At 71.9% G+C, this 24,813-nt stretch carries 28 protein-coding genes, 2 tRNA genes and 1 other RNA gene; 19 read left to right on the forward strand and 12 right to left on the reverse strand.

What is annotated here, in order from left to right; genetic code table 11:
* Positions 1-33 precede the first annotated feature (33 nt).
* A tRNA-Ser gene (locus FB388_RS38575) sits at positions 34-121 on the forward strand.
* A 145-nt stretch (positions 122-266) separates the two neighbouring features.
* On the opposite strand, the gene FB388_RS38580 is transcribed toward FB388_RS38575, so the two are convergent.
* Together FB388_RS38580 and FB388_RS38585 are read right to left on the reverse strand one after the other, a co-directional pair.
* Entirely contained in the window at positions 267-767 is a 501-nt protein-coding gene (locus FB388_RS38580; RefSeq protein WP_170226021.1) for an anthrone oxygenase family protein, read from the reverse strand.
* A gap of 109 nt (positions 768-876) precedes the next feature.
* Positions 877-1,722: an NAD(P)H-binding protein gene (locus tag FB388_RS38585; RefSeq protein WP_142107557.1), complete on the reverse strand. Its 846-nt coding sequence runs from the start codon at positions 1,720-1,722 to the stop codon at positions 877-879.
* An 86-nt stretch (positions 1,723-1,808) separates the two neighbouring features.
* On the opposite strand from FB388_RS38585, the gene FB388_RS38590 reads away from it, so the two are divergent.
* Positions 1,809-2,747 (forward strand): AraC family transcriptional regulator, encoded by a 939-nt coding sequence (locus FB388_RS38590; RefSeq protein WP_142107558.1) that lies wholly within the window; start codon positions 1,809-1,811, stop codon positions 2,745-2,747.
* Between the two features lie 69 nt (positions 2,748-2,816).
* Here FB388_RS38590 and FB388_RS38595 read toward each other — a convergent pair whose 3' ends face one another.
* Both FB388_RS38595 and FB388_RS38600 read right to left on the reverse strand, forming a co-directional pair.
* Positions 2,817-3,293: a DUF488 domain-containing protein gene (locus FB388_RS38595; protein ID WP_246122825.1), complete on the reverse strand. Its 477-nt coding sequence runs from the start codon at positions 3,291-3,293 to the stop codon at positions 2,817-2,819.
* Positions 3,294-3,316: 23 nt separating this feature from the next.
* On the reverse strand, positions 3,317-3,712 hold the full coding sequence (locus tag FB388_RS38600; protein ID WP_142107813.1) for a RidA family protein: 396 nt from the start codon (positions 3,710-3,712) through the stop codon (positions 3,317-3,319).
* A 97-nt stretch (positions 3,713-3,809) separates the two neighbouring features.
* On the opposite strand from FB388_RS38600, the gene FB388_RS38605 reads away from it, so the two are divergent.
* A complete protein-coding gene (locus FB388_RS38605; protein ID WP_142107560.1) occupies positions 3,810-4,781 on the forward strand; it encodes a helix-turn-helix transcriptional regulator in 972 nt (323 codons plus the stop codon).
* Positions 4,782-4,805: 24 nt separating this feature from the next.
* Here FB388_RS38605 and FB388_RS38610 read toward each other — a convergent pair whose 3' ends face one another.
* A complete protein-coding gene (locus FB388_RS38610; protein ID WP_142107561.1) occupies positions 4,806-5,561 on the reverse strand; it encodes a nucleotidyltransferase domain-containing protein in 756 nt (251 codons plus the stop codon).
* Positions 5,562-5,576: 15 nt separating this feature from the next.
* A complete protein-coding gene (locus tag FB388_RS38615; RefSeq protein ID WP_142107562.1) occupies positions 5,577-6,173 on the reverse strand; it encodes a phosphoribosyltransferase family protein in 597 nt (198 codons plus the stop codon).
* Between the two features lie 38 nt (positions 6,174-6,211).
* On the opposite strand from FB388_RS38615, the gene FB388_RS38620 reads away from it, so the two are divergent.
* On the forward strand, positions 6,212-7,132 hold the full coding sequence (locus FB388_RS38620) for an alpha/beta fold hydrolase (RefSeq protein ID WP_142107563.1): 921 nt from the start codon (positions 6,212-6,214) through the stop codon (positions 7,130-7,132).
* An 11-nt stretch (positions 7,133-7,143) separates the two neighbouring features.
* Positions 7,144-8,430 (forward strand): cytochrome P450, encoded by a 1,287-nt coding sequence (locus tag FB388_RS38625; RefSeq protein ID WP_142107564.1) that lies wholly within the window; start codon positions 7,144-7,146, stop codon positions 8,428-8,430.
* A 15-nt stretch (positions 8,431-8,445) separates the two neighbouring features.
* Here FB388_RS38625 and FB388_RS38630 read toward each other — a convergent pair whose 3' ends face one another.
* Complete coding sequence (locus FB388_RS38630) at positions 8,446-9,408, reverse strand: threo-3-hydroxy-L-aspartate ammonia-lyase (RefSeq protein WP_142107565.1); 963 nt, start codon at positions 9,406-9,408, stop codon at positions 8,446-8,448.
* 142 nt (positions 9,409-9,550) lie between these two features.
* Between FB388_RS38630 and FB388_RS38635 the strand changes: the two genes are divergently transcribed.
* Positions 9,551-9,961, forward strand: a complete 411-nt coding sequence (locus FB388_RS38635) for a hypothetical protein (RefSeq protein ID WP_142107566.1) — start codon at positions 9,551-9,553, stop codon at positions 9,959-9,961.
* A 120-nt stretch (positions 9,962-10,081) separates the two neighbouring features.
* Here the strand turns inward: FB388_RS38635 and FB388_RS38640 are convergent, their stop codons facing one another.
* Both FB388_RS38640 and FB388_RS38645 read right to left on the reverse strand, forming a co-directional pair.
* On the reverse strand, positions 10,082-10,357 hold the full coding sequence (locus tag FB388_RS38640) for a GlsB/YeaQ/YmgE family stress response membrane protein (RefSeq protein ID WP_142107567.1): 276 nt from the start codon (positions 10,355-10,357) through the stop codon (positions 10,082-10,084).
* A gap of 223 nt (positions 10,358-10,580) precedes the next feature.
* A tRNA-Ser gene (locus FB388_RS38645) sits at positions 10,581-10,665 on the reverse strand.
* A gap of 60 nt (positions 10,666-10,725) precedes the next feature.
* Here FB388_RS38645 and ffs point away from each other — a divergent pair.
* Both ffs and FB388_RS38655 read left to right on the forward strand, forming a co-directional pair.
* An RNA gene (gene ffs, locus FB388_RS38650) (signal recognition particle sRNA small type) lies at positions 10,726-10,820 on the forward strand.
* 419 nt (positions 10,821-11,239) lie between these two features.
* The gene (locus FB388_RS38655; protein ID WP_142107568.1) at positions 11,240-13,372 is read left to right on the forward strand and encodes a DNA polymerase III subunit gamma and tau; all 2,133 of its coding nucleotides are present in this window, start codon (positions 11,240-11,242) and stop codon (positions 13,370-13,372) included.
* Here the strand turns inward: FB388_RS38655 and FB388_RS38660 are convergent, their stop codons facing one another.
* Complete coding sequence (locus tag FB388_RS38660) at positions 13,373-14,149, reverse strand: N-acetylmuramoyl-L-alanine amidase (protein WP_425468611.1); 777 nt, start codon at positions 14,147-14,149, stop codon at positions 13,373-13,375.
* 95 nt (positions 14,150-14,244) lie between these two features.
* Between FB388_RS38660 and FB388_RS38665 the strand changes: the two genes are divergently transcribed.
* Complete coding sequence (locus tag FB388_RS38665) at positions 14,245-14,592, forward strand: YbaB/EbfC family nucleoid-associated protein (protein WP_246122827.1); 348 nt, start codon at positions 14,245-14,247, stop codon at positions 14,590-14,592.
* Between the two features lie 12 nt (positions 14,593-14,604).
* Positions 14,605-15,222, forward strand: a complete 618-nt coding sequence (gene recR / locus FB388_RS38670; protein ID WP_142107569.1) for a recombination mediator RecR — start codon at positions 14,605-14,607, stop codon at positions 15,220-15,222.
* Between the two features lie 9 nt (positions 15,223-15,231).
* Here the strand turns inward: recR and FB388_RS38675 are convergent, their stop codons facing one another.
* Complete coding sequence (locus FB388_RS38675; protein ID WP_142107570.1) at positions 15,232-15,462, reverse strand: hypothetical protein; 231 nt, start codon at positions 15,460-15,462, stop codon at positions 15,232-15,234.
* 235 nt (positions 15,463-15,697) lie between these two features.
* On the opposite strand from FB388_RS38675, the gene FB388_RS38680 reads away from it, so the two are divergent.
* From FB388_RS38680 to FB388_RS38695, 4 genes are all read left to right on the forward strand, one after another.
* Positions 15,698-16,561: a helix-turn-helix domain-containing protein gene (locus FB388_RS38680; RefSeq protein ID WP_142107571.1), complete on the forward strand. Its 864-nt coding sequence runs from the start codon at positions 15,698-15,700 to the stop codon at positions 16,559-16,561.
* 105 nt (positions 16,562-16,666) lie between these two features.
* Entirely contained in the window at positions 16,667-16,870 is a 204-nt protein-coding gene (locus FB388_RS38685; protein ID WP_170226022.1) for a DUF397 domain-containing protein, read from the forward strand.
* A 91-nt stretch (positions 16,871-16,961) separates the two neighbouring features.
* Positions 16,962-17,861 (forward strand): helix-turn-helix domain-containing protein, encoded by a 900-nt coding sequence (locus FB388_RS38690; protein WP_142107573.1) that lies wholly within the window; start codon positions 16,962-16,964, stop codon positions 17,859-17,861.
* A complete protein-coding gene (locus tag FB388_RS38695) occupies positions 17,858-18,052 on the forward strand; it encodes a DUF397 domain-containing protein (protein WP_142107574.1) in 195 nt (64 codons plus the stop codon). The genes FB388_RS38690 and FB388_RS38695 overlap by 4 nt, the downstream gene beginning before the upstream one ends.
* A 117-nt stretch (positions 18,053-18,169) precedes the next feature.
* Here the strand turns inward: FB388_RS38695 and FB388_RS38700 are convergent, their stop codons facing one another.
* Positions 18,170-18,385 (reverse strand): hypothetical protein, encoded by a 216-nt coding sequence (locus FB388_RS38700; protein ID WP_142107575.1) that lies wholly within the window; start codon positions 18,383-18,385, stop codon positions 18,170-18,172.
* A gap of 526 nt (positions 18,386-18,911) precedes the next feature.
* Here FB388_RS38700 and FB388_RS38705 point away from each other — a divergent pair.
* The 5 genes from FB388_RS38705 to FB388_RS38725 all read left to right on the forward strand — a co-directional run bounded on the left by FB388_RS38705 (position 18,912) and on the right by FB388_RS38725 (position 24,763).
* Positions 18,912-20,594, forward strand: coding sequence for an ABC transporter substrate-binding protein (locus tag FB388_RS38705; protein WP_211362482.1), 1,683 nt, complete (start codon positions 18,912-18,914; stop codon positions 20,592-20,594).
* Positions 20,595-20,666: 72 nt separating this feature from the next.
* Positions 20,667-21,671, forward strand: a complete 1,005-nt coding sequence (locus tag FB388_RS38710) for an ABC transporter permease (RefSeq protein WP_142107817.1) — start codon at positions 20,667-20,669, stop codon at positions 21,669-21,671.
* A gap of 13 nt (positions 21,672-21,684) precedes the next feature.
* Entirely contained in the window at positions 21,685-22,608 is a 924-nt protein-coding gene (locus tag FB388_RS38715) for an ABC transporter permease (protein WP_142107576.1), read from the forward strand.
* Positions 22,605-23,633 (forward strand): ABC transporter ATP-binding protein, encoded by a 1,029-nt coding sequence (locus FB388_RS38720; RefSeq protein WP_142107577.1) that lies wholly within the window; start codon positions 22,605-22,607, stop codon positions 23,631-23,633. Before FB388_RS38715 ends, FB388_RS38720 begins: the two co-directional genes overlap by 4 nt.
* A gap of 5 nt (positions 23,634-23,638) precedes the next feature.
* Positions 23,639-24,763, forward strand: a complete 1,125-nt coding sequence (locus FB388_RS38725; protein ID WP_142107578.1) for an ABC transporter ATP-binding protein — start codon at positions 23,639-23,641, stop codon at positions 24,761-24,763.
* Positions 24,764-24,813 lie beyond the last annotated feature (50 nt).

A 24,813-nucleotide genomic window follows, 5' to 3' on the forward strand; every position in this document is an offset into this window, starting at 1 on the left:
AACGCCGCCACGGCACCTTGTAAGCTCGTCGGCGGTAGCGTGTCCGAGCGGCCGAAGGAGCGCGCCTCGAAAGCGCGTGACGTGCAAGCGTCCGTGGGTTCAAATCCCACCGCTACCGCCAGCCCGAACAGGCGGAACGCCGGGCCTCTCGCGAGGAGGCCCGGCGTTCGTCGTTGTGGTCGCAGTTCGGCTCGCCGTGCCGCCGGCGGTGGGTCCCGACCGCTCGGATCGCCTGGTTCGTGCTCGGCGACCCGGCAAAGCTCGCCCTAGCCCACCACGGTGCGCCCGTGCAAGACCAGCGCCCAGGTCAGGCTCGCGAAGGCGACGACGCCGGCGATCACACGCACGAGGTTCCACGCCCGCCACCTGGCCTCGTCGAACGCCTCCCTGATCGCGGCGAGCTCGGCGGGGTCATCGGGCAGGCCCGCCGCCTTGATCGCATCGTTGAGCGGCACGTTGACCGCGATCGTGATCACGAAGACGATCGCGTAGAGCACGAGCGCGACCGCGATCCACAGGAAGGTGGGACGGCCGAACTGGGCGAACGCCGCGATGAGCGTGAAGACAAGTGCGCCCATGAAGCCAGTGATCATGAACCACGGGTTGATGATCGCCTTGTCGATCGACTGGAACGCGCTGACGAACGTGCGGTCGTCGGTCGTGGCGAGGCCGGGCATGATCGTGTGCCAGAACACGACGAAGGCGCCGGTGACCAGGCCCATCGTCAGCGTCGCCAAGACCAGCGACAGCGTGCTCACCGTGTCCATTCGGGACCTCCGATGCGGGGGAGCGTGGGTGACTGAGAGTTCTTGCCGGTCAGTCCGCCGGTCTCCTCACGCACAGCAGCGTGAGGCACCTGCGCTCGACACGGACCGGTCAGGCCGACCACGCCCCTGCCTGTGCCGTGGACCTGGCCCAGTCGGTGAAGTCGCGGGGAGCGCGGCCGAGGACTTCCTCGACACCGTGGGAGATGTACTCGGAACGGTGGTTGCGGATCACGGCGAACAGATCGCGCACGGCTTCCGCGTCCTCCCGGGGCAAGCCGATGCCCGTCAGCTCGGCGACGTGCTCGTCCGGTTCGAGGTCGACGTAGCGGATCTGCCGGCCGGTGGCGGTCGTCAACTCGTCGGCGACCTCGGTCATGGTGAGGGTGCGCGGCCCGGACAGCGAGTAGGCCTGGCCGGTGTGCCGCTCGTCGAGCAGGACGGCGGCCATCACGTCACCGACGTCCTCGGTGTCGATCCACGCCTCGGCGCCGGTGCCGGCGGAGACCCTGATCTCGCCCGCCATCACGTACTCGTGCAGGAAGTCCTCGCTGAAGCCCTGCATGAACCAGGCCGGCCGGACGATGGTCCAGTCTGCGCCGCTGTCCTTGACGGCGTGCTCCAGTTCGAGGCTGCTCTGGTAGACGGCGAACTCGCGCCCGGGACTGCCGACACCGCGGCCGGACAGCAGCACCACCCGCCGCAGGCCGTTCTCGGCGGCGTGCGAGACGAACCGGCAGGCCTGGGCCAGGCCCGTCGGCCCGACCGGCGGCGCCAGGTAGGCCGTGTGGGCCCCGGAAACGATGCCGGGCCACGTGCTGTCGTCGTACCAGTCGAACCGTTGCTCGCTCGATCGTGACGCCAGCCGGACCGGTGCTCCCTTCGCCTCCAGCTGCGCGACGACGCGGCGCCCGGTCTTGCCTTTACCGCCCAGGATGAGAATCGGTGAAGTAGTCATGGAAGTAGTTCACCGCGAGTGGTCGAGAGAAACCATGGTTGTCTGGCGCGTTTCCATGTCTCCGCGTCTCAAGTACGCTGCTCGGCGTGGACGTCCTCGACGATTTGCTCGCGTGCACCCGGGCTCGGGGCGGGGTGTTCAACCTGACCATCCTGGACCGACCGTGGGGCCTGGACATCCGCGACCAGGCGCAGCTCGCCCTGGCCACACTCGTTCGCGGCTCCGGCTGGATCATCCGCGGAGAGCTGGACCCGGTCCGGCTCCAGGAGCGCGACGTCGCGGTACTGGCCGGCCCCGAGCCGTACGTCGTGGTCGATGATCCGGACACCAAACCGCAGCTGCGCATCCATCCCGGCGGCGTCTGCGAAGCGCTGCCGGGGGCGCCCGTCGACTACAGCGCCCGGCTCGGCGTCCGAACCCACGGCGGCCGACCCGAGGGCGAGGTGATGGCGGTCAGCGGCACCTACCAGCTCGAAGGCGACGTCAGCCGCCGGCTGCTCGCCGCGCTGCCGCCGGTGCTGGTGGTGCCGGCCGGCGACGTCGCCGGGCCCGTGATGGACATGGTGCTCGGCGAGATCCAGCGCGACGAGCCCGGCCAGCAGAGCGTGCTCGACCGCTGGCTCGATCTCGCCCTGATCGTCACCCTGCGCGCGTGGTTCGCCCGGCCCGAGTCGCACGTGCCCGGTTGGTACCGGGCGCAGAGCGATCCGGTGGCAGGCCTGGCGTTGCGGCTGCTGCACGAGGACCCGGCGTACCGGTGGAGCGTCGCCGAGCTCGCCGATCGGACCGGTGTCTCCCGAGCCAGCCTGGCGCGGCGGTTCGCCGCCCTGGTCGGCGAGGCCCCGATGGCCTACCTGACCGGCTGGCGGATCACGCTGGCCGCGGACCTGCTGCGCGAGACGAACGACACGGTGGAGTCCATCGCCCGCCGGGTCGGCTACGCCAACGCCTTCGCCCTCTCAGTCGCATTCAAACGCGTCCGCGGACTCAGCCCGACCGCCCACCGCCGAAGCACAGCCGCCTGAGTCGCCACCTGCCCGCAGGTCGAACCCCGCTCGTCGCGACCGTGTCTGCCGGAACTTCCACCTCGCCCATCACGACGGGCGCAGGTGTTCGATCACGACGCCGTGCCGCTCGGTCAACCGCCGGGCGATCAACGAGCGGTGGCACGCCTCCGGGTCGCGCTCGACGCAGAGCAGCGCCCCGGTCCCGCTGCTCGACAGCGCCGACACGATCGGTTCGAGGTCGGCGCCGTCGAGGATCTCAGCGGTGTAGCGGCGGGTGTACTCGGCAGCGAGCTCGCGGCGCGAGCGCTTGCCGACCCCTCGGCGGTCGTCCTCGGCGTACTGGAGCCGGCGTAGTTCGGTGGTCGGGGCGAGCTCCGGATGATGCTCGTAGGCGATCCGGGCACGGGCAAGGGCCGCCTGTAGCCGCCGCGAGTTCGCCCAGGCGTACTCCGGTCCGCGGACACCGCGGCGCTGGCGTACGTCGAGCAGTACGCGGACGTCCGCCTCCCGCAGTCGTTGCAGGAAGGACTCGCCGTCGAGGCCGTAGACGCCGATCGTCACCATCCTGAGCACCGGTGATCACGCCGTCACGCGACGGCGGTCCCCTCGAGCTCGACCATCAGGACGGGGATCGCCAGCCGCGCCACCCCGAGCATCGTGGTGGTCGGCGCCACCCCGGCGGCGCCCAGCCGCGACGCCAGCACGCCGTAGTGCTGGAAGAGCAGGTCGACGTCGGTGGTGTAGACGTTGAGCCGGACGAGGTTCGCGAGTGACATGCAGGCCTCGCCGAGCACGCCCTCCAGGTTGTCGAGGCTCAGCGCCAGCTGCGCGGCCATGTCGCCGTCGTGCTGGGGCTTGCCGTCGCCGCTCATCGCGGTCTGCCCGGAGCAGTAGAGGGTCCGGGTGTGCCCGGAGACGATCTCACCCTGGTTGAACCCCATTTCCGTCGACCAGGTCACCGGGTTGACGGCCGTTCGTTCCACAGCCACATCTGCTCCATTCGATTCGTCGAGAGTGGGTGTCGATGAGCCTCACCGCAAATCACGACATCCTGTGTCGTGTATTTGGTAGCGTTCTCGGGTGCGCGCCGACCGGCTGGTCTCGCTGGTGCTGCTGCTGCGCCGGCACGGCCGGCTGACCGCCGACACGCTGGCCCGCGAGCTGGAGGTGTCCACCCGCACCGTGCTGCGCGACATCGAGGCGCTGTCCGCAGCCGGCGTCCCGGTCTACGCCGAACGGGGCCGGCACGGCGGTTTCGCGTTGTTGCCCGGTTTCCGGACCGAGCTCACCGGGCTGAACCACGACGAGGCCCTCGCCCTGCTGGCCGCCGGATCGGCGCGGGGCGAGCCGGTGTTCGGCCTCGGCTCGGCGCTCGCTTCGGCCATGCGCAAGGTCGTCGACGCGCTGCCCGAAGGCCATCGGGCCACCGCGAGCGACGCGGCCCAGCGGTTCCTCGTCGAGCCGGAGACAGATCTGCTCTCCCGCCGGGTGGTCGGTGAGGAGGTGCCGGACACGGCGATGATCGAGGTCCGGCGGGCCGTGCTCGCCGGGCACAAGCTGCGCATCCACTACGCGGCCACCGGCGAGACCCCGCAGTGGCGCACGGTGGACCCCATCGGCCTGGTCACCGTTCGCGACCGCGGCTACCTGCTGGCCACGAGATCCGGCGCGGACCGCACCTACCGGCTGTCGCGGGTGCTGGCGGCCGAGGAGCTCCCCGAACCGACGCAGCGACCGGACCGGGTCGACCTGGGCCGGGTGTGGCGGGAACGCTGCGCGCAGTTCCTGTCGAGCGGCCACATCCCCGTGCTGGTACGGGTGAACCCGGCGCGGCGGGAAGACCTGCTGAGCACCGCGGTGGCCGTCCGCGCCGAGGAACCCGACGCAGACGGCCGGCTGCGGCTGGAGGTGACCTTCCAGGACTCCTGGCACGCCGAATGGGCGCTGTGGCAGCTGGGCATGGACGCTGAAGCCCTGGCGCCGCAGTCGTTGCGCACCTCCCTGCGCGACCGCGCTGCCGCGATCGCCGCCTGCTACGGATCCCCGGCGTGAGAGTTGCCGGACCCGGGTCTCCTCTCAGGCCGGGTCGCGGGCGTTCAGCTCGTCCAGCTGCGATGGGACGAGCAGTTCCCGCAGCGCGCGCACCGCTTCAACGGGATCATTCGCGCAGGTGCCGATGATCCCGTGGGCCGCGCCGAGGCCGGCGGCGTCGACGATGCCCTTCTCGTTCAGCACCCATTCGCCGCGTTCGGCGAGCACGCCGTGGGCGGTCTGCGCGGTCGCCCGGGCCATCGTCCCCGCGGCGAGGGCGACGTCGCCGCGTCTCGCGTACTTCTCGGCGTACGCGAGCGAGAAGCCGGCGTTCCAGCGCCACCGCCTGCTCGCCGCGTCCCGCAGCGCGTCCGGGTAGGTCACCCGCGGCAGCTCACCGTGCAGCACCTGGGAGATCGCGAGCTCGCCGACGGGGGTGTAGGTGGGCAGTCCGGCGATGTGGCCCTCGACGTTGTCGACCTCGAAGCGGCCTGCCCGCGCGTCCGCCCACCAGCGCTCCACGACGTCGAGGTCGCGCAGCAGCACGTCGACCGGCTCGCCGTCGACCGACAGCCACGCCCCGCCGTTGACGATCCGGCCCCACTCGCCGGGCGGCGCGACGTGCCCGGGGAAGCCGAGGCCGCGCAGGAGGGTCGCGTCGAAGCCGCCGCGGTAGTACAGCCCGATGTCCCAGTCGCTGTCCGGTCGGCTCGTGCCGCGCGCCCGGCTCCCGCCGAGCACCACCGCGACGACCCCGGGGAGCAGGACGAGCTTCGGGACGATCACGTCGAGTACTGCCATGCCCCGATGATCGCGTCAGGGCGTCTGCAGCGCCTCCCCGTTCGCGCACCGCGGGCAGTGCTCCGGCTCCCAGATCTCGTTGTCGCGGGTGGCGACGGACTCCAGCGGCAGGCCTGCCGACGCCGCCACGGCCGCAGGCGTGCTGCCGAGCGCGAGCAGCGCGCCGAGCGCCACCGGCCGCGCGTCGGCCTGCCCGAGCGCGGCGAGCGTGGCCCGCACGGCCGAGCCTGCGTTGACGACGTCGTCGACGACCGCCACCCGCAGGCCCGCGAGCCGGGCGGTCAACGCGTCGGGCAGCCGGTAGGTGGCGGCGTAGAGGCCGTCGCCCGTCGAGGTCCGCTCGGTGTGGCAGAACCGGACGCCGAGCCGCGCGGCGACCAGCTGGGCGAGGAACGCCCCGCCCACCAGCGGCCCGCACACGACGTCCGGCTCGTGCGGCCGGATCAGTTCGGCGAGCCGGTGCGCGAACGGCTCGAGGGCAGCGGGCGTCCAGAACAGCGCGTCGAGCTCCAGCCACAGCTCGCCGTGGTGGCCGGACTCCAGCGGGAAGTGCCCGGTGCGCGCGGACATCATGGCCAGCACGCCGTCCTGGAGGTCCAGTGGGTCGCGCATCGTTTGCGAGCCTAGCCCGGCTCGTCGATCCTGCTCGGATGCCGCTCTTCGAAGGCTTCACCACCGGCCTGGTCGACGTCGGCGACGCGCAGCTCCACGTGCGTCACGGGGGCGAAGGGCCCGCGGTCGTGCTCCTGCACGGCCATCCCCGCACCGGTGCCACCTGGCACCGGGTGGCGCCGCAGCTGGTGGCGGCCGGCCACACCGTCGTGGTGCCGGACCTCCGCGGCTACGGGCGCTCGTCGAAGCCGCCCACCACCCCCGACCACGCTCCCTACTCGAAGCGGGTCATGGCGGAGGACGTCGTCCGGCTGATGCGCGAGCTCGGCCACGACCGGTTCGCGCTGGCCGGGCACGACCGCGGCAGCTACGTCGCGCTCCGCCTCGCCCTCGACCACCCGGACGCGGTCGAGCGCCTCGTCCTCCTCGACTGCATCCCGATCTCCGAGCACCTCGCCCGGTGCGACGAGAAGTTCGCCCGCGAGTGGTGGCACTGGTTCTTCTTCGCCCAGCCCGAGAAGCCGGAGCGCGCGATCCTCGCCGACCCGGATGCGTGGTACGGCGGCAGCCCGCAGTACATGGGTGATGAGGCGTTCGCCGAGTTCCGCAGCGCGGTGCGGAACCCGGAGACCGTGCGGGCCATGCTGGAGGACTACCGGGCCGGGCTCGGCATCGACCGCGACCACGAGGAGGCCGACCGGGCCGCGGGGCGGCGCGTGACCTGCCCGCTGCTGGTCCTGTGGTCCCGGCACGACGATCTCGAGGACCTCTACGGCGACCCGCGGGAGATATGGCGCGACTGGGCCACCGACCTGCGCGGCGGGGGACCGATCGAGTCCGGCCACCACATGGCCGAGGAGGCGCCGGACGAGCTGGCCGGCGCGCTGCGGACGTTCTTCACCGACGAGGAGCGACCGATCTCAGCACACTCTCACCACCCGGGTCGGCGACCTGCATAGAGTTCTGCCGCATGTGGGGGGCCCGCAGACGCATCATCACCACTCTCGCTCGCCTGAGGCTGGGACGCAGGCGCAGCGGCAGCACCGACGCGCTGCTGTCGGTCCTACCCGACTCCGCCCTCGTGCCGTTGCGGCGCGACGGGCTGGACCCCGTGGCCGAGCTCGGGAACCTGCGCGCGGTCGAGCCGGTGAGCCGGATGAAGCTCCCGTTCGGGCTGCGGGCGTGGCTGGTCACCGGGTACGAGGAGGCCAAGGCCGTGCTCGCGAACGCCCCGGCGTTCAGCAACGACTTCACCAACCTGGTCGGCACGGTCGGGATCACCGCCGAGCAGAACCCGGGGGGCCTGGGGTTCACCGACCCGCCCGACCACACCCGGCTGCGCAAGCTGCTCACACCGGAGTTCACCGGGCACCGGCTCCGCAGGCTCGCGCCGCGCATCGAGGCGATCGTGGCGGGCCAGCTGGACGAGATGCAGGAGGTCGCAGAGGCGGGTCGCCCGGTGGACCTCGTACAGAGCTTCGCACTGCCGATCCCGTCGCTCACGATCTGCGAGCTGCTCGGCGTTCCCTACTCCGACCGCGCCGAGTTCCAGCGCCTGTCCACCACCCGCTTCGACCTGCTCGGTGGGGTCACCGGCTCGCTCGGCGCGATCTCCGAGTCCATGGAGTACCTGCTCAAGATCGTGCAGAACCAGCGGGACGAACCCGGCGACGGGCTGCTCGGCCGCCTCGTGCGCGAGCACGGCGACGACCTGTCCGACCACGAGCTTGCGGGCATCGCCGACGGCCTGCTCACCGGCGGTCTCGAGACCACGGCCAGCATGCTCGCGCTCGGCACGATCGTGCTCATGCAGCACCCGGAGAGCCGCAAGGCGATCCGGGAGAGCGACGAGGCCGTCGACCCGTTCGTCGACGAGCTGCTGCGCTACCTCACGGTCGTGCAGGTCGCCTTCCCGCGCTTCGCCAAGGAGCGGCTGACCATCGGGGGCGCCACCATCGAGGAGGGCGACATCGTCCTCTGCTCGCTCAGCGCGGCCAACCGCGACGGCGGACTCGACGACTTCGACCCGGGTCGCACCACCCGCCCGCACCTCGCCTTCGGCTACGGCCTGCACCGCTGCATCGGTGCCGAGCTCGCCCGCATGGAGCTGCGTGCCGCCTACCCGGCGCTCGTGCGGCGGTTCCCCGACGTCCGCTTCGGCACCGAGCCGTCCGAGCTGTCGTTCCGGAAGCTGTCGTTCGTGTTCGGGGTCGACACCCTCCCCGTCGACATCGGGGTCACGGCGCCCCGGGCGTGAGCCCCGCCCGCTCGGTCAGCTCGTGACGAGCGCCGCGAAGCGGGCGAGGTCGACGTTCCCGCCGCTCACCAGCACCCCGACCCGCTGCCCGGCCAGATCGGCCGCGAGCCTGCGGACGGCGGCGAACGCCAGGCAGCCCGTCGGCTCCACGACGATCTTCATCGTCGAGGCGAACACCCGCATGGCCGTCACGAGCTCCGCGTCGCTCGCCGTGACGATGTCGTCCACGTCCCGGCGGATGATCTCGAACGGGAGCACGCCCAGGTGCTGGGTCTGAGCGCCGTCGGCGATCGTATCCGGGGTGTCGATGTGCACGATCGAACCGGTCCGGAACGATCGCAGACCGTCGTCGCCCGCCTCGGGTTCCACACCGACGACCCGGCAGGACGGTGCCAGGGCTCGCGCGGCGAGCGCCGCACCCGACAGGAGACCGCCCCCGCCGAGGCACACGAACAGCGCGTCGAGCTCTCCCGATTCCTCGAACAGTTCCATGGTCGCCGTGCCCTGCCCGGCGATGACGTCCGGGTGGTCGTACGGCGGCACGAGCGTGTAGCCCTTCTCGGCGGCGAGCGCCCGCCCGATTTCCTCGCGGTCCTCGGTGTACCGGTCGTAGCGCACCACGGACGCGCCGTACCCGAGTGTGGCGGCCACCTTGCTCTCGGGCGCGTCGTGCGGCATCACGATCGTGGCCGGAATGTCGAGGATGCTCGCGGCGAGCGCGATCGCCTGGGAATGGTTCCCCGACGAGTAGGTGACGACCCCCGCCCTGCGCTGAGCCTCGTCGAACCGCGACAACGCGTTGAACGCGCCGCGGAACTTGAACGCGCCCATCCGCTGGAAGTTCTCGCACTTGAAATACAGATGGGCACCGGTCTCCGCGTCGATCCGGCGGGAGGTCAGCACCGGCGTGCGGTGCGCGTGGCCGCGGATCCGCTCCGCGGCGGCCTGCACGTCGGCGAAGGTGGGTGGCGTCGGCATCGTCCTCCTGTCCCGGTGGGCTCGCTCGATCATGCCTCTCGGGGAGGCGCGGATCGCGCCCGGATGTCCACCGAGCGGTCACCTCGCCGGTCCAGGCGGCAGAATCGGGCGCGGTGAGAAGCGGAGCCGAGAAGCGGAACAGATGAACTCGTCCGACCGGTCGGGGGCGGTGCGCCGCTACCTCGAATCCCGGAAGAACATCGCGGGAATGGTGGGCGCGCTCGTCGCGCCACCCGAGCCGGTCGTCGAGCCGAGCCTGACGGATGCGCTGCGGGCCGAGGCGGAAGAGCAGCTCACACGCGTCGAGCTGGAACGCGCCGCGATGCGGGGCGGCGCGGAGCAGGCGGTCCGGCGGATCATCCGGACCGTACGGCTCGTGCTCGACCGGCTCGACGATGCGGCCGGCCACCCCGCCGACGGGCCCGCGATGCCGGAGCGCCTCGCGGACATCGCCGAGATCGTGCGGGTGGAGCTGGCCGAGTGCCTCGACACCCACCTCGCCCAGATGCCATGGAGGCGGCGGCCCGAGAGCTCCACGCCCAGCTCGAGATGATCGGCGCCCGGGCCGACCTGCTCACCGAGCAGGTCCCCGACGCGCAACTGCTGCGCGCCGAGGACCTGACCCGGGAGCTGCGTCACCGGCGGGAGACGAGATCACGCCGGGACGGTGCGCCTACCGTCGAATCGCGCGGCGGCCGTAGATACCCGCGACGACGACGACGCCGATCGCGGCCACGACAACCTGCATGATGATCTCGAGCCAGTCGATCCCGCGCGTGTCGGCCACGCCGAACAGTCCGGCGATCCAGGTGCCGATGAACGCGGCCACGATGCCGACCAAGACGGTCAGCCAGATCGGGATGTCCTGCCTCCCCGGCGCCACGAGGCGGCCGAGGAATCCGATGATGGCCCCGATGATGATCGCGGTGATGATACCCGTGACGGTCACCGTTCCTCCTGATTCCCCAATGGGGCCGCTCTTGTCGACCCACTGCAGCCCCTGTTCCCGATCAGGCCCGGGCTAATACATGAACTTCAGGCGACCACGACGACGCTCCGCCGTCCGGCGGGCCCGGGGGGAGACCCGCGCTGGTGACCCGGGTCCGACCACAGACGCGAGAACGCCGGGCCGCCCTCAGGGGCAGACCCGGCGTTCTCGCTGATCAGCAGCGCGGAGGATGCGGGATTCGAACCCGCGAGGGCGTGAACCCAACACGCTTTCCAAGCGTGCGCCATAGGCCACTAGGCGAATCCTCCGCCTCGAAGCATAGCCGGGGCCGCCCACAGCCCTCCCGCCCCCTCTCCACTACACTCACCCCCGGACCCCGCGCGGCGTCCATCCTGTGAACTCCCCCAGGGCCGGAAGGCAGCAAGGGTCAACGGGCTCTGGCGGGTGCGCGGGGTCCCCTCACGAGGTGGCGAGCTGTGCTCGCGTACCGCGCTCGCCGGCCTCGTTCGTCAGCGTCTCCTGGGGGCCAAGCCCCCAGACCCCCTGCCGGAGGGGCTTCGCCCCCCGGACCCCCGCCGTGGTTGCGTCTCGTTGTTCTCCTGCTGCTCGTGCGGCTCCCGTCACATCGACATCTGTCGTCACACACCTACTGCAGTCGGTGTGTGAGTACCGATGTCGGTGTGTGGCTTCACGTCGGTCCAGCGGTTTTTGGATGCCCGCCGGGCTTGGTTGGCGAGTCCGGCGGTCAGCTGGGGGAGTCGGGCGTCTTGGTGCGGTGAGTGCGGCATCTGGACCGGCCGAGCGTGGCGTCTGGGTCTGGTGGGGAGCGGGGTGCCGTTCCCCGTCGTCCGGGCGTCGGTGGTGGTGGGTAGCCTCGCGGCCGTGGCGCTGGCTCTGTACCGCAAGTACCGCCCGGCGAAGTTCGCCGAGGTGGTCGGGCAGGAGCACGTCACCGAGCCGCTCAGCACCGCGCTGGCCGCGGGTCGCATCAACCACGCGTACCTGTTCTCCGGGCCGCGGGGCTGCGGCAAGACGTCCTCGGCCCGCATCCTCGCCCGCTCGCTCAACTGCGAGCAGGGCCCCACCCCCGACCCGTGCGGCGTCTGCGCGTCCTGCGTGTCCCTCGCGCCGGGTGGCCCGGGCAACATCGACGTCACGGAGCTGGACGCGGCGTCCCACGGCGGTGTCGACGACACCCGCGAGCTGCGCGACCGCGCGTTCTTCGCACCGGCCGAGTCGCGGTACCGCGTGTTCATCGTCGACGAGGCCCATATGATCACCACGCAGGGCTTCAACGCCCTGCTGAAGATCGTGGAGGAGCCGCCGGAGCACCTCGTGTTCGTGTTCGCCACGACCGAACCCGACAAGGTGCTGCCCACCATCCGCTCGCGCACCCACCACTACCCGTTCCGGCTCATCCCGCCCGGCACGCTGCGCAAGCTCCTCGAACGCATCTGCGCCGAGGAGGACGCCGTCGTGGCGCCGCCGGTCTACCCGCTGGTGCTGCGCGCGGGCGGCGGGTCGGCGCGCGACACCCTCTCGGTGCTCGACCAGCTCCTCGCGGGCGCAGGGCCGGAGGGCGTCACGTACGAGCGCGCGGTGGCGCTGCTCGGCGTCACCGACGTCGCACTGATCGACGACATGGTCGACGCGCTCGCCGCAGCCGACCGCGCAGCGGTGTTCGAGACCGTCGACCGGCTCGTCGAGGCCGGCCACGACCCCCGCCGCTTCGCCGCCGACCTGCTGCAGCGGCTGCGCGACCTCGTGCTGCTGCAGTCGGTGCCCGAGGCCGCGGAGCGCGGGCTCGTCGAGGCCGCCGCCGACGAGATCGCCCGGATGGCCGAGCAGGCCGGCAAGATCGGTGCGGCCACGCTCACGCGGTACGGCGAGATCGTCCACACCGGGCTCACCGAGATGCGCGGCGCCACCGCTCCCCGCCTGCTGCTCGAGCTGCTCTGCGCCCGGATGCTGCTGCCCGCGGCCACCACCGCGGAGGAGGGCCTGCTGGAGCGGATCGAGCGGCTGGAGCGCCGCAGCGCGATCGCCGCGGCGCCGCCCGGGCAGGAGGAGGCCGCGGCAGGGGAGGCGCGCCGCACCTTCCGCAGGCCGAGCGGGGCCCCGGCGCCCGGGATCGACGGCAGGTCGGGGTCGCCCGCGGCGGAGCCGGCGGCCGCGCCCGTCCCCGCTCCCCCCGACCGCCCCGTGGAGGAGCCCCGTCCCGCGCCTCCCGCGCCCCAGGCTCCCGCCCAGCCGCCGGGGGATCGGAAGCCTGCGCCGGCGCAGCCGTCGTCCCGGCCTGCGGTGTCCCAGCCCGCGGTGCCACAGCCCGCAAAGACACAGCCTCCCGTGTCACAGCCTGCTGCAGCGCCACCGCCGCCCACGCCGCCGCCCCCGGTTGCGGAGCCGGCACCGCCGTCGCCTGCCGCGGAACCCGCAGCTGCTCAGGGCGGCGCGCTGGACGCCGCTGCCGTCCGCCGCGTGTGGTCGGAGGTGCTCGCCGCGGCTCGGGCGCAGAGCCGCAGCATCGAGGCGATGCTGGTCAACGCCACGGTGCGGGCCGTGCAGGGCGACACCCTCGTGCTCGGCATCGGCGCGCCCTCGCTCGCCCGGCGCCTCTCCGAGTCGCGCAACGCCGACATCGTCGCCGCCGCGTTGCACACGGTGCTCGGCGTGCGCTGGCAGGTGCGGTGCGAGTCCGGCGAGGCCCCGGCGGCGCCCGCCGCCGGCCGAAGTGCCCCGCCGCGCCGCGCGGATCCGCCGTCGCGCCCCCAGCACACACCGCCTCCGGCGCGGGCCCAGCAGTCGCCGCCGGCCCGCCGCGCGCCCACTCCCGACGACGGCGTGCCCCTGCCCCCCGAGCCGCCCGACGAGGACGCCCCGCCGGAGGACGACGAGGAGGCGATGCTCGCCGAGGCCGCCGTCCCGGTGAGCGACGCGGAGCGCCGGGACCCGGAGGAAGCCGCGATCGAGCTGCTCACCTCGCAGCTGGGAGCCCGGGCGATCGAACGGCCCTGATCAGCCTTTCAGGCCGAGGAAGGCCAGCACGCCGTCCGCGATCGCGGCTGCATAGCGCTCGCGGCCGTCGGGTGAGGAGACCACGGCTGCCTCGCGCGGGTTGCGCATGTTCGCGCACTCCACGAGGGCCGTCGGGCGGGTGGCGTGGTTGAGCCCGGCGAGATCGGCGCGCGGTGAGAGCCCGGCGCGCCCGATGTAGTCCGAGTCCCGGAAGCCGCCCGACCGCAGCGCATCGCGCAGGGCGGTGGCGAGGTCCCGCGCCGGTCCGGCCTGCACGGGGTTCAGCGGCGGGTCGGAGTAGGCCACGTGGAACCCGGACGAGGCGGGGGCGGCGCCGTCGGCGTGGATCGACACTGTCGCCGCGGCACCTGCCGCCTCGCCTGCGCGGCCCCGCTCGTCCACGCAGGGGCCCACGCCGTCGTCGTCGGGACGGGTCAGCACGACGCGCACGCCTGCCGCCTCCAGCTTCGTCGTCACCCGCTGGGCGACGTCGAAGGCGAAGGCGTGTTCGGGGTAGCCGGCGTCGGTGGAGGTGCCGGTCGTGTTGCACGCCTTCTCGCCGCCGCGACCGTCGGGCACGAGCCTCCTCGTGGCGGACGCGGTGCCGTTGCGGCCGTTGTGGCCCGGGTCGAGCACCACCACGGGCGGTGGCTCCGTCGCGGCCGGGGTCGCCACCGGGGCGGGGGCAGGCGGCCCGGGGGCCGCGGCCGCGCCGGAGCACGCGACGGTCGGCAGGACCGCCGCGGCGACGAGCACGACCCATCGGATTGTGCGCACGTCGTCAGCCTGCCAGCCCCTTGGTTCGGGAATGGCCTAGCCTGGCAACGGGGCCGGCCGTGCCGGCGCAGGCGCGACGTGCGAGGAGATCGCTGGTGCAACCGGGTCAGCCCGACATGCAGATGATCCTGCAGCAGGCGCAGAGGATGCAGGAGCAGCTGATGGCCGCGCAGGCCGAGCTGGCGTCCGCAGAGGTGGTCGGTCAGGCGGGCAACGGCCTGGTGCAGATCACCACCACGGGCGCGGGGGAGGTGCGGGCCGTCCGGATCGATCCGAAGGTCGTCGATCCGGAGGACGTCGAGACGCTGCAGGACCTCATCGTCGGCGCGTTGCAGGACGCCGCGCGAGCGGCCCAGGAGCTGCAGGCCGAGAAGATGGGGCCGCTCGCCGGAGGCCTCGGCGACGTCACGGGCGGCCTCGGCCTGCCGGGCCTCGGCGCGTAGCGCGCTGCTGCCGTGTTCGAGGGGCCGGTCCAGGACCTGATCGACGAGCTCGGCCGGCTGCCGGGGGTGGGGCCGAAGAGCGCCCAGCGGATTGCGTTCCACCTGCTCGCCGCCGATCCGGCCGACGTCGGTCGGCTCCAGGACGCGCTGCAGAAGGTCAAGGAAGGCGTCCGCTTCTGCGAGGTGTGCGGCAACGTGTCCGAGCGGGAGCGGTGCCGCTACTGCGCCGACGCCCGCCGCGATCCCACGGTCGTGTGCGTCGTCGAGGAGCCCAAGGACGTCCTTGCCGTGGAGCGCACCCGTGAGTTCAAGGGCCGGTACCACGTTCTCGGCGGGGCGCTGGATCCCCTGGCCGGCGTCGGGCCCGATGCGCTGCGGATCCGGGAGCTGCTCGCGCGCCTCGGCGGCACCGGCCCGGCGGCCGACGAGACGGAGATCGCCGAGGTGATCATCGCGACCGACCCGAACACCGAGGGTGAGGCCACGGCGACCTACCTCGTCCGGCTGCTGCGCGACTTCCCCGGCCTCACGGTCACCCGGCTCGCGTCCGGCCTCCCGATGGGGGGCGACCTCGAGTTCGCCGACGAGCTGACGCTCGGCCGCGCCCTCTCGGGCAGGCGCGCGCTCTGAGCTGATCGGCTAGAGCGGGTCGTGCAGCTTGCCCCGCTCCCGGAGCAACCGGCAGGCGGGGCACCCCTCCGACTCGGCGGCCCGGATCAGCTCGCGCTCCCACTCGCCGAGCTCGCGCCTGCGCCGGGCGATGCGGTTCCACGCGTCCCGCTGCGCTCGCGCGTCCGCGTTGCCGATCAGCACGGCCAGCAGGACCAGCGCTAGGACTCCTCCGACGGCGACGAATGCGATCCCGGTCATCGGTGCCTCCTCGGGCGGTGACCCGGTTCCGAGTGTGAGGCGCGGTGGGCATCTGTGCAAGTGCACAGCGGGATTGCTTACAACATGTGCACGAAGCGTGCAGTGTTCTGCACGACAGTGATGGCCATCGCGTGGCGGCAGGGGTACTCTCATTCGTCACGCACACCCGGCGGTTCGGCCGGCGGTGGGCGCACTGGACGTCCCAACAGCTCAGGTCCCATGAAGGGGTACTGGCATGGCCACCAGCCCTGTCCTGTCCCGTCGCACTCTCGGCACCGAGCTTCGGCGTCTACGAGAGGCGGCCGGGGTGGCGGTGAGTCGAGCCGCGGAAGAGCTCGACTGCTCGGTGTCGAAGATCAGTCGCATCGAGACAGGGTTGTCCACACCCCGCCGCCCGGAGATCGACACCCTCCTGCGCCTCTATTCGGCCCCCGACGCGCGTGAGGAGCTCGTGCAGCTCGCGGGCGAGGGCAAGCAGGCCGCGTGGTACGACTCGTACGGCGACCTGCTGGCGCCGGGGTCCACCCTGCACCGCTTCATCGGCCTCGAGGCCGGCGCGTCGATGCTCCGCCAGTTCTCCTCGGGCGCGGTCCCGGGGCTGCTGCAGACCGAGCGTTACGCGCGCGCCGTCATCACGGCGTCGCAGCCCACCGTGTCGGGCGAGGCGCTGGAGACGATGATCCGGATGCGGCTGGAGCGCAAGAGCGTCCTCCGGCGCGAGCCCGACCCGCTGCGCGTCGCGGCGCTGGTCGACGAGTCCGTGCTGCGCCGCCCCGCTTCCGGCGCCGGCGTGATGCGTGAGCAGATCCAGCACCTGTCCGAGATCGTCGAGGACGGCTCGTCGCCGATCGAGGTGCGGGTCCTCCCGTTCTCCATCGGCTTGCACGGCCTCCTCGGGGGTGGGTTCCAGATCCTCTCGTTCGACCACGGCGAGAGCGACGTCATCTTCTTCGAGGGTCAGGACGGGGGCGGCCTGCAGGAGAAGGCCGACATCGTGCAGACCCATTCCGACCGCCTCGACGCCGCCTGGAAGCAGGCGCTGGACGGCCGCGAGCTCCTGAGCTTCCTGCGAGAGGTCGCCGACACGCACGTCGAGTAGGCCGCGCGCCGTCACTCCCCGCCCGCCGGCCTCCGGGTCGGCGAGCCGGAGGATCACGCTCCGCCGCTGTACGATCACCCGGTCGTGCGACGGAGGGGTGGACCGTTGACTGGTGCGGAGAGCGAGCTCGAGTTCGTGGGGCGGGAGTTCTGTGCCGTGGGCGACTGTCTCGAGGCCGCACGGCTGCCCGACGGCCGCGTCGCCCTCCGCAGCACCCTCACCCCCGACGCGCCGCTCTTGTTGGTCACGGAGGGTGAGTGGGCCCAGTTCCTCGGCTCGGTGAAGGCCGGGGGTTTCGACAGCGTGTAGGGCGAGCCCGCGTGGGGTCACCCGCGGTCTCCGCTATCCTCGGTTCCAGCTCGTGCAATTGCACGCCTGGATTTCGACGAGCGGCGGACTGATGCCCACTGCCCAAGGACCCGCGGGCCCGCGACGGCGCCTGGGGACCGAGCTGCGTCAGCTGCGCCGACGGGCCGACCTGCAGCTGGTCGAGGTCGCTCGCGAGCTCGACTGCTCCGCGTCGAAGATCAGCCGGCTCGAGAACGGCAAGGGCATCCCTCGGATGCCCGACGTCGTCGCGTTGATGAGGCTGTACGGCGTCACCGACGAGGAGCGGCGCGAGCGGCTCAGGCAACTCGTGCACGAGAGTCGCGAGCAGGGCTGGTGGGAGCGCTACACCGACGGCGTGCAGGCCGAGCGGTTCGTCATGAACGCGCCGGCCCGCTACACGGCGCTCGAGACGGAAGCCGTGCGCGTGCGGTCCTTCGAGGTTGCCTGGGTGCACGGTCTGTTGCAGGCGCCCGAGTACACGCGGGCCGTGCTGGAGGCGTTGCTGTCGGAGCGCACCGACAGCGAGGTGGACCGGCTCGTCGAGCTGCGCCTGCGGCGACAGGAAGCGCTCACGAAACGGACGCCGCCGCTGCAGCTCGAGGTGGTGCTGGACGAGTCGGTGCTGAGCCGGGTGGTGGGCTCCCCGGACGTGATGGCCGCGCAGCTGCGATACCTGCGCGAGCGCTCGACCCTGCCGAACGTCACCGTTCGGGTGCTTCCGTTCTCGATCGGGTTGCACCGGGCCCACGCAGGTCCGTTCCAGATCCTTGAGTTCCCCGAATCGGTCGGGTCGGACGTGGTGTTCATCGAGAGCCCCTCGGGGGATACCTACGAGAACGAGTCCGATGTGGACCTGTATAAAGACGTCCTCGCGGACGTGGCGGACCGGGCGCTGGACCCGGACGCCTCGCGGGAGATCGTCCATCGATACGAGCTCCAGCACGCTCCCCCCGGAGGAAGACCGAGATGACCCAGCACCTGGCGGCCGAGTACAAGATCAGCAGCTTCTGCTCCGGCGGCGACTGCGTCGAGGTCGGGTTGCGCGACGGCGATGTCGTGGCGGTGCGCGACACCAAGGACCGCAGCCGGGAGCTGACGTTCAGCTCGCAGGAATGGGCGGCGTTCGTGGCCGGGATCAAGCGCGGCGCGTTCGACGCCTGAGTGGAGATCGGCGACGACCGGGCCGGTCTGCCGATCGGAGCCGGATCGACCGGGGCCGCCGCCCGACGTGTGGGGCGGCCCCGGCGGCCGCGCGATCACTCCCCGGAATCGCGCTGCCTAGTCGTCGTCCCACGACTCGTCGTCGGAGTCGTCGTAGGACGTTGAGCCGGCGTACGGGTCGAGGCCGTGCGGCTGCGGCTGCCTGGCCTCCCAGCGTGCGCGCCGCTCTGCCGCGATCTGCCGCCAGGTGGGTGCCTGTGCGGCCTCCACGATGCCGACCGTGATCGCGACCAGGATGAGAAGACCGATGCCTGCGGCGATGAGAGTGATCATGGCGACGACCCGTTCTGCTGGGGCGTGCCGGCACCGGTGTGCTTCCCCGGAGACGTCAGTGTGGACATGGATGGCTCCTTCCCGTGTGCTGCTTCTCGCCGGCGGTCTGCCGGACGGATGTGGGTCCCGGCGGCCCGGGACGGGAGGCGGTTCCTGGTTCGCAGGAGCTCCGCGATGAGTGCAGGACGGCGGAGGCGGGTACCGGAGTTGTTGTTCACGGTCGGCCTCCTCTCGGGATGACCCGGCCGGCCCCTCTGCGTCGGGGGGAGGTCGGCCGGATACTTAGATTGCCGCACGCAAGGTCCTCCTGCAATTGCAGGGGAAGCGCTCCGGGGACAATCACCCGAGTGCACCAGCGGGCGGGGCCGTCCACGAGGCGCAGAATGCCGACGGCGTCCGACAATCCCGGCGCGGCGGCGTCACCTGATCGTTAGAGGCCGTAGCGGAACCGTGACTCGATGAGCTACCGATCGGTATCCCGCCGCACTAGTTTCCAGCGGGTCTCCTACGAAGAGGTGTTGCCCGCATGAGATCAGCCGCCAGACGTATCTCGGCCGCGTGCATGGCCGGTGCGCTCGCAATCGCCCTTGCCGCGTGCGCCCAGTCCGAGCGGGACGCGGGCGGTGAGCAGGGCGGAGCAGGTGCCACCGGCGGAACGATGGTGTTCGGCGCGGCTGGTGCCCCGCGCAGCTTCGACCCGCTGTTCGCCCAGGACGGGGAGACGTTCCGGGTGTCGCGGCAGATCTACGACACGCTGATCACTTACAAGCACGGCACCTCGGAGCTCACGCCCGGCCTCGCCACCCAGTGGGAGCCCAGCCCGGACGGCACCCAGTGGACGTTCACCCTCCGCGAGGGGGTCAAGTTCCACGACGGCACGGACTTCAACGCCGAGGCGGTCTGCTTCAACTTCAACCGCTGGTTCAACCTGCCGACGGCCGCGGCGCAGAGCCAGGCGATCTACTACTACGAGCTGTTCGGCGGGTACTCGAACAACCTCACCGAGGGCGTCACCGACCCGGTCTACAACTCGTGCCAGGCGCCGAACCCGACCACGGCCGTCGTCAAGCTGAACCGTGCCAAGGGCGCGTTCCCGGCGGCGTTCGGGCTCACCTCGCTGTCGATCTCCAGCCCCGCCGCCCTCCAGCAGTACAACGCGGACGAGGTCACCCAGAGCGGCGAGTCGTTCTCCTACAGCGCGTACGCGATGGAGCACCCGACGGGCACGGGCCCGTTCAAGTTCGAGAGCTACGACCGGACGAACCAGACGATCACGCTGGTGCGCAACGACCAGTACTGGGGCGAGCCCGCCAAGCTCGACCGGCTCATCTTCCGGGTCATCCCGGACGAGAACGCCCGCAAGCAGGAGCTGCAGGCCGGCACGATCGACGGCTTCGACTACCCGTCGGCCGCCGACTGGCCGGGACTGAAGGACGCCGGCTTCCAGGTGCTGGTCCGGCCGGTGTTCAACATCCTGTACCTCGGGATCAACAAGAAGAACAACCCGGCGCTCAAGGACATCCGGGTGCGCCAGGCGATCGCGTACGCGCTCGACCGCGAGGCGATGGTGCGCAACCAGCTGCCCGAGGGCGCGGTGGTGGCCACCCAGTTCGTCCCGGACACCGTGGCCGGCTACAACCCGGACATCCCGCCGATCCCGCACGACCCGGAGCGGGCCAAGGCGTTGCTCGCCGAGGCGGGCGTGTCGAACCTGACGCTCAACTTCTACTACCCGACCGACGTCAGCCGGCCCTACATGCCCAACCCGACCAACATCTTCACCGCACTCGCGGAGAACCTGCGGCAGGTCGGGATCACCGTGAACCCGGTCGCGAAGCCGTGGAACGGTGGCTACCTCGACGACGTGCAGGTCAACGGTGTGCAGGACCTGCACCTGCTCGGGTGGACGGGTGACTACAACGACGCGGGCAACTTCGTGGAGGGCTTCTTCGGCTCGCCGGGCCCCGAGTTCGGGCTGACCGACGCGGAGGACGGCGCGATCATCAAGAGCATCAAGGACGCGGACGGGACGATCGGCGAGGAGGCGCACGCCGCCGCGTGGCGGGAGACCAACCGGCTCGTCATGGAGCAGCTGCCCGCCGTGCCGCTCTCCAGCTCGCCCCCCGCGATCGTGGTGAGGAACGGCGTCAACGGGCTCATCCCCTCGCCCCTCACCGATGAGCGGTTCCTCACGGTCAGCGTCGACTGAGAGGGGCTCCGAGTGGCACCGCCCGGCAGGGCGGTGCCACTCTCGGCGTCCGAGTTCGATGGAGGGGGGATGATGCTGCGCTTCGTGGTGCGGCGCCTGCTGCAGGTGATCCCGACGCTCCTGCTGTTGTCGATCGTGGTCTTCGCGTGGCTGCGGTCGCTGCCCGGGGGGCCCGCGACGGCGTTCCTCGGTGACCGGGCGACACCGGAGGGCATCGCCGAGCTGAACCGCGTGATGGGCCTCGACCAGCCGATCTGGGTGCAGTACGGCCGGTTCCTCGGCCGGGTCGCCACGGGTGACTTCGGCACGTCGTCGATCACCGGGCAGCCCGTGCTCGAGGAGATCGGCCGGGCTTTGCCTGCCACGATCGAACTGTCGATCACGGCCCTGGTGATCGCGGTCGGGCTCGGCATCCCGCTGGGATACGTCGCGGCGCTCCACCGCGGCCGCTCGCTCGACGTGGCGACGGTGATGGGCACGCTCGTCGGCGTGGCCGTGCCGGTGTTCTTCCTCGGTTACGTGCTGAAGGACGTGTTCGCCGTCGACCTGGGCCTGTTCCCGCCGTCGGGCCGCCAGTCGGTCGCGGTGGACGCCACCAACGTCACCGGCTTCGCGGTGCTCGACGGGCTCCTCACCCGCGAGTTCGACGCCACTCTCGACGCGTTGCACCACCTCGTGCTGCCGGCGCTGGCACTGGCCACCATCCCGCTCGCGGTGATCGTGCGGATCACCCGGGCCTCCGTGCTCGACGTGCTCGGGTCCGACTTCGTGCGCACGGCGAACTCGAAGGGCCTCGCACCCGGCACCGTCCGCGGCCGGCACGTGATGCGCAACGCCTTGCTCCCGGTTTCCACGACGATCGGGTTGCAGGTCGGGCTGCTTCTGGCCGGGGCCGTGCTCACCGAGCGGGTGTTCGTGTGGGGTGGCGTCGGCACGCTGCTCGCCGACGCGATCACGCTGCGGGACTACCCGCGGCTGCAGGCGGTGCTGCTGCTCGGTGCGCTGATCTACGTGCTGGTCAACCTGCTCGTCGACCTCTCCTACGCGGTCATCGACCCACGGGTGCGACTGTCATGATCAAGGACAGGTCATGACGACCACGTGGCTCGAACGCCGCCGCAACCGCATCGACGACATCGCGGGCGGGCGCAGCCTCACGTCCGAGGCTCTCCGGCGGCTGCGCCGTGAACCGGCCGCGATCGTCGGCGGGATCATCATCGGGGTCTTCGTGGTGGTGGCCGCCTTCGCGCCGCTCCTCGCCCCGCACGACGCCACCGCGGCGTTCCCGCAGCTGCAGGAGGACCTCCGCCCCGGCTCGATCCCCGGGCCGCAGGACGGTTTCCCACTTGGGAGCGACCAGCTCGGGCGCGACTTCTTCTCCCGGATGATCCTCGCCTCGCAGCAGACGCTGCTCGTCGGTGTTTTCGCCACGATCATCGGGCTCGCGTTCGGCATCGTGATCGGCACGGTGGCCGGTGCCTTCGGCGGCTGGGTCGACACCTTGCTCATGCGGGTCACCGACGTGCTGCTGGCGATCCCGAGCCTGCTGCTCGCGATCTCGGTGGCGGCGCTGGCGGCGAGCCCGTCGCAGACCAGCGTGATCATCGCGGTCTCCATCGTGAGCGTGCCGATCTTCGCGCGGCTGCTGCGCGGGTCGATGCTGGCCCAGCGCCACAGCGACCACGTGGTGGCGGCCACCGCGCTGGGCGTCAAGCGGCCCGCCGTGGTGCTGCGGCACATGCTGCCGAACGCGATCGGCCCCGTGATCGTGCAGGCCACTCTGACGCTCGCCACCTCGATCCTGGACGCGGCGGCGCTGTCCTTCCTCGGTCTCGGCGACGCCGACCCCGGCCGTGCCGAATGGGGGCTCATGCTCGCCCAGGCCCAGACCTACCTCGATGTCCGGCCAGCGCTCGCGTTCTACCCGGCGCTCGCGATCATCCTCGTGGCGCTCGGCTTCACGCTGCTCGGCGAGTCGCTGCGCGAGGCCATCGACCCGAAGGGGCGCCGATGACGGCCGCGCACCCCGCAGACGACATCCGCACCGGCGCCGGGCCGTCCGAGCCGCTGCTGTCGGTGCGCGACCTGCGCGTCTCGTTCCAGCGCAAGGGCGAGCCGGAGACGGTGGCCGTCGACGGCGTCAGCTTCGACGTCGCGCCCGGCCAGGTCGTGGGCCTGGTCGGGGAGTCCGGGTGCGGCAAGTCGGTGACCTCGATGGCGATCATGCGGCTGCTGCCGGACCGCGGCGTGCGCGTGAGCGGCAGCGTCGTGATGGACGGTACCGACCTGCTGACGTTGTCCGACTCGCAGATGCGCGAGCGCCGGGGCCGGGACCTGTCGATGGTCTTCCAGGACCCGCTCACCTCGCTGAACCCGGTGATCCCGGTGGGTCTGCAGATCACCGAGGTGCTGCGGCGGCACCGGGGGATGGGCAAGGAAGTGGCGCGCAGGGCCGCGGTGGAGCTGCTGGACCGCGTCGGCATCCCCGACCCGCGGCGGCGGCTCGACTCCTACCCCCACCAGCTCTCCGGCGGCATGCGGCAGCGCGCGCTCATCGCGATCGCGCTGGCGTGCAGCCCTCGGCTGCTCATCGCGGACGAGCCCACCACGGCGCTCGATGTCACCATCCAGGCCCAGATCCTCGAGCTGCTGCGCGAGCTCGTGCGGGAGACCGGCGCGGCGCTCGTCATGATCACGCACGATCTGGGCGTCGTCGCCGGGCTGTGCGAGACCGTGAACGTGCTGTACGCGGGACGGATCGTGGAGCGGGCGCAGCGCCACCGCCTCTTCAGCACACCGCGGCACCCGTACACGCACGGCCTGCTGCGCTCGATTCCGCGCCTGGACAGCCCGCAGGGGGAGCAGCTGCCGGCGATCAAGGGCTCGGTGGTCGACAACGTGCCGTGGGAGCACGCGTGCGCGTTCGCGCCGCGCTGCCCGCGGTCCCTGGAACGGTGCCTGGAGGTCACGCCGCTCGGCGAGACGGCGGGCGGGCGGCTGCTGCGCTGCCACAACCCGGTGCCGGCGAGCGCGGAGTGAGTGACATGGCGCAACCACGCGACGACGTGCTGCTGGACGTGCGCGACCTCGCCGTGCACTTCCCGATCAGGCGCGGCGTGCTGCTCGACCGCACGATCGGCTATGTGTACGCCGTCGACGGGGTCTCCCTGCAGATCCGCCGCGGCGAGACGTACGGGCTCGTCGGCGAGTCCGGCTGCGGCAAGTCCACGCTCGGCCGGGCGATCCTGCGCCTGGTCGACCCGACGGCCGGCACCGTCGAGTTCGACGGGGTCGACGTCGCGCCGCTCGGCGGCGAGCGGCTGCGCACCATGCGCCGGCGCTTCCAGATGGTGTTCCAGGACCCTATGTCGAGCCTCGACCCGCGCCAGTCGGTGGAGTCGATGCTGCTCGAGGGGATGAAGGCGCACGGCCTGTCCCGTGGCCAGGAGGCCGACTCGGCGCGGCTGCGGGAGCTCGTCGACTCCGTCGGGCTGCCGGCCGCCGCGCTGCGCCGCTACCCGCACGAGTTCTCCGGCGGGCAGCGGCAGCGCATCGGCATCGCGCGCGCACTGTCGGTGGAGCCGGACCTGATCGTGGCCGACGAGCCGGTGTCGGCGCTCGACGTGTCGGTGCAGGCGCAGGTGCTGAACCTGCTGGGCAGGCTGCAGGACGAGCTGGGGCTGACCTACCTCGTGATCGCCCACGACCTGGCGGTGGTCCGGCACGTCAGCGACCGGGTCGGCGTGATGTACCTCGGCGGGATCGTCGAGGAGGCCACGTCGCAGGCGCTGTACGACGACCCGCAGCACCCGTACACGAAGGCGCTGCTCTCGGCGATCCCGGTGCCCGACCCCGAGCTGGAGGACCAGCGCGAGCGCATCCTGCTCACCGGCGACCTGCCCTCCCCGGCGGCGCCACCGCAAGGGTGCCGGTTCCACACCCGCTGCCCGTGGCGACAGCCCACCCGCTGCGACTCCGAACGGCCCGAGCTCCGGGTGATCGCCGGTGCCCCGGCCAGCCACCGGGTGGCCTGCCACTGGGCCGAGGAGATCCGCAGCGGCACCCTGCAGCCGCACCAGGTGGAGCCGGTCGCTGCGGCCGATGACGTGCTCGGGCCCGGCGCTGTGCCCGAGCACCCCGGCTCGGTGACGGAGATCCTGGGCCGCTGAAACCCGCTCGTGAGTGGATACGAGTGCCGGAGCACTCGTATCCACTGACG

It is taken from the genome of Pseudonocardia cypriaca (assembly GCF_006717045.1).
Lineage (GTDB): Bacteria > Actinomycetota > Actinomycetes > Mycobacteriales > Pseudonocardiaceae > Pseudonocardia > Pseudonocardia cypriaca.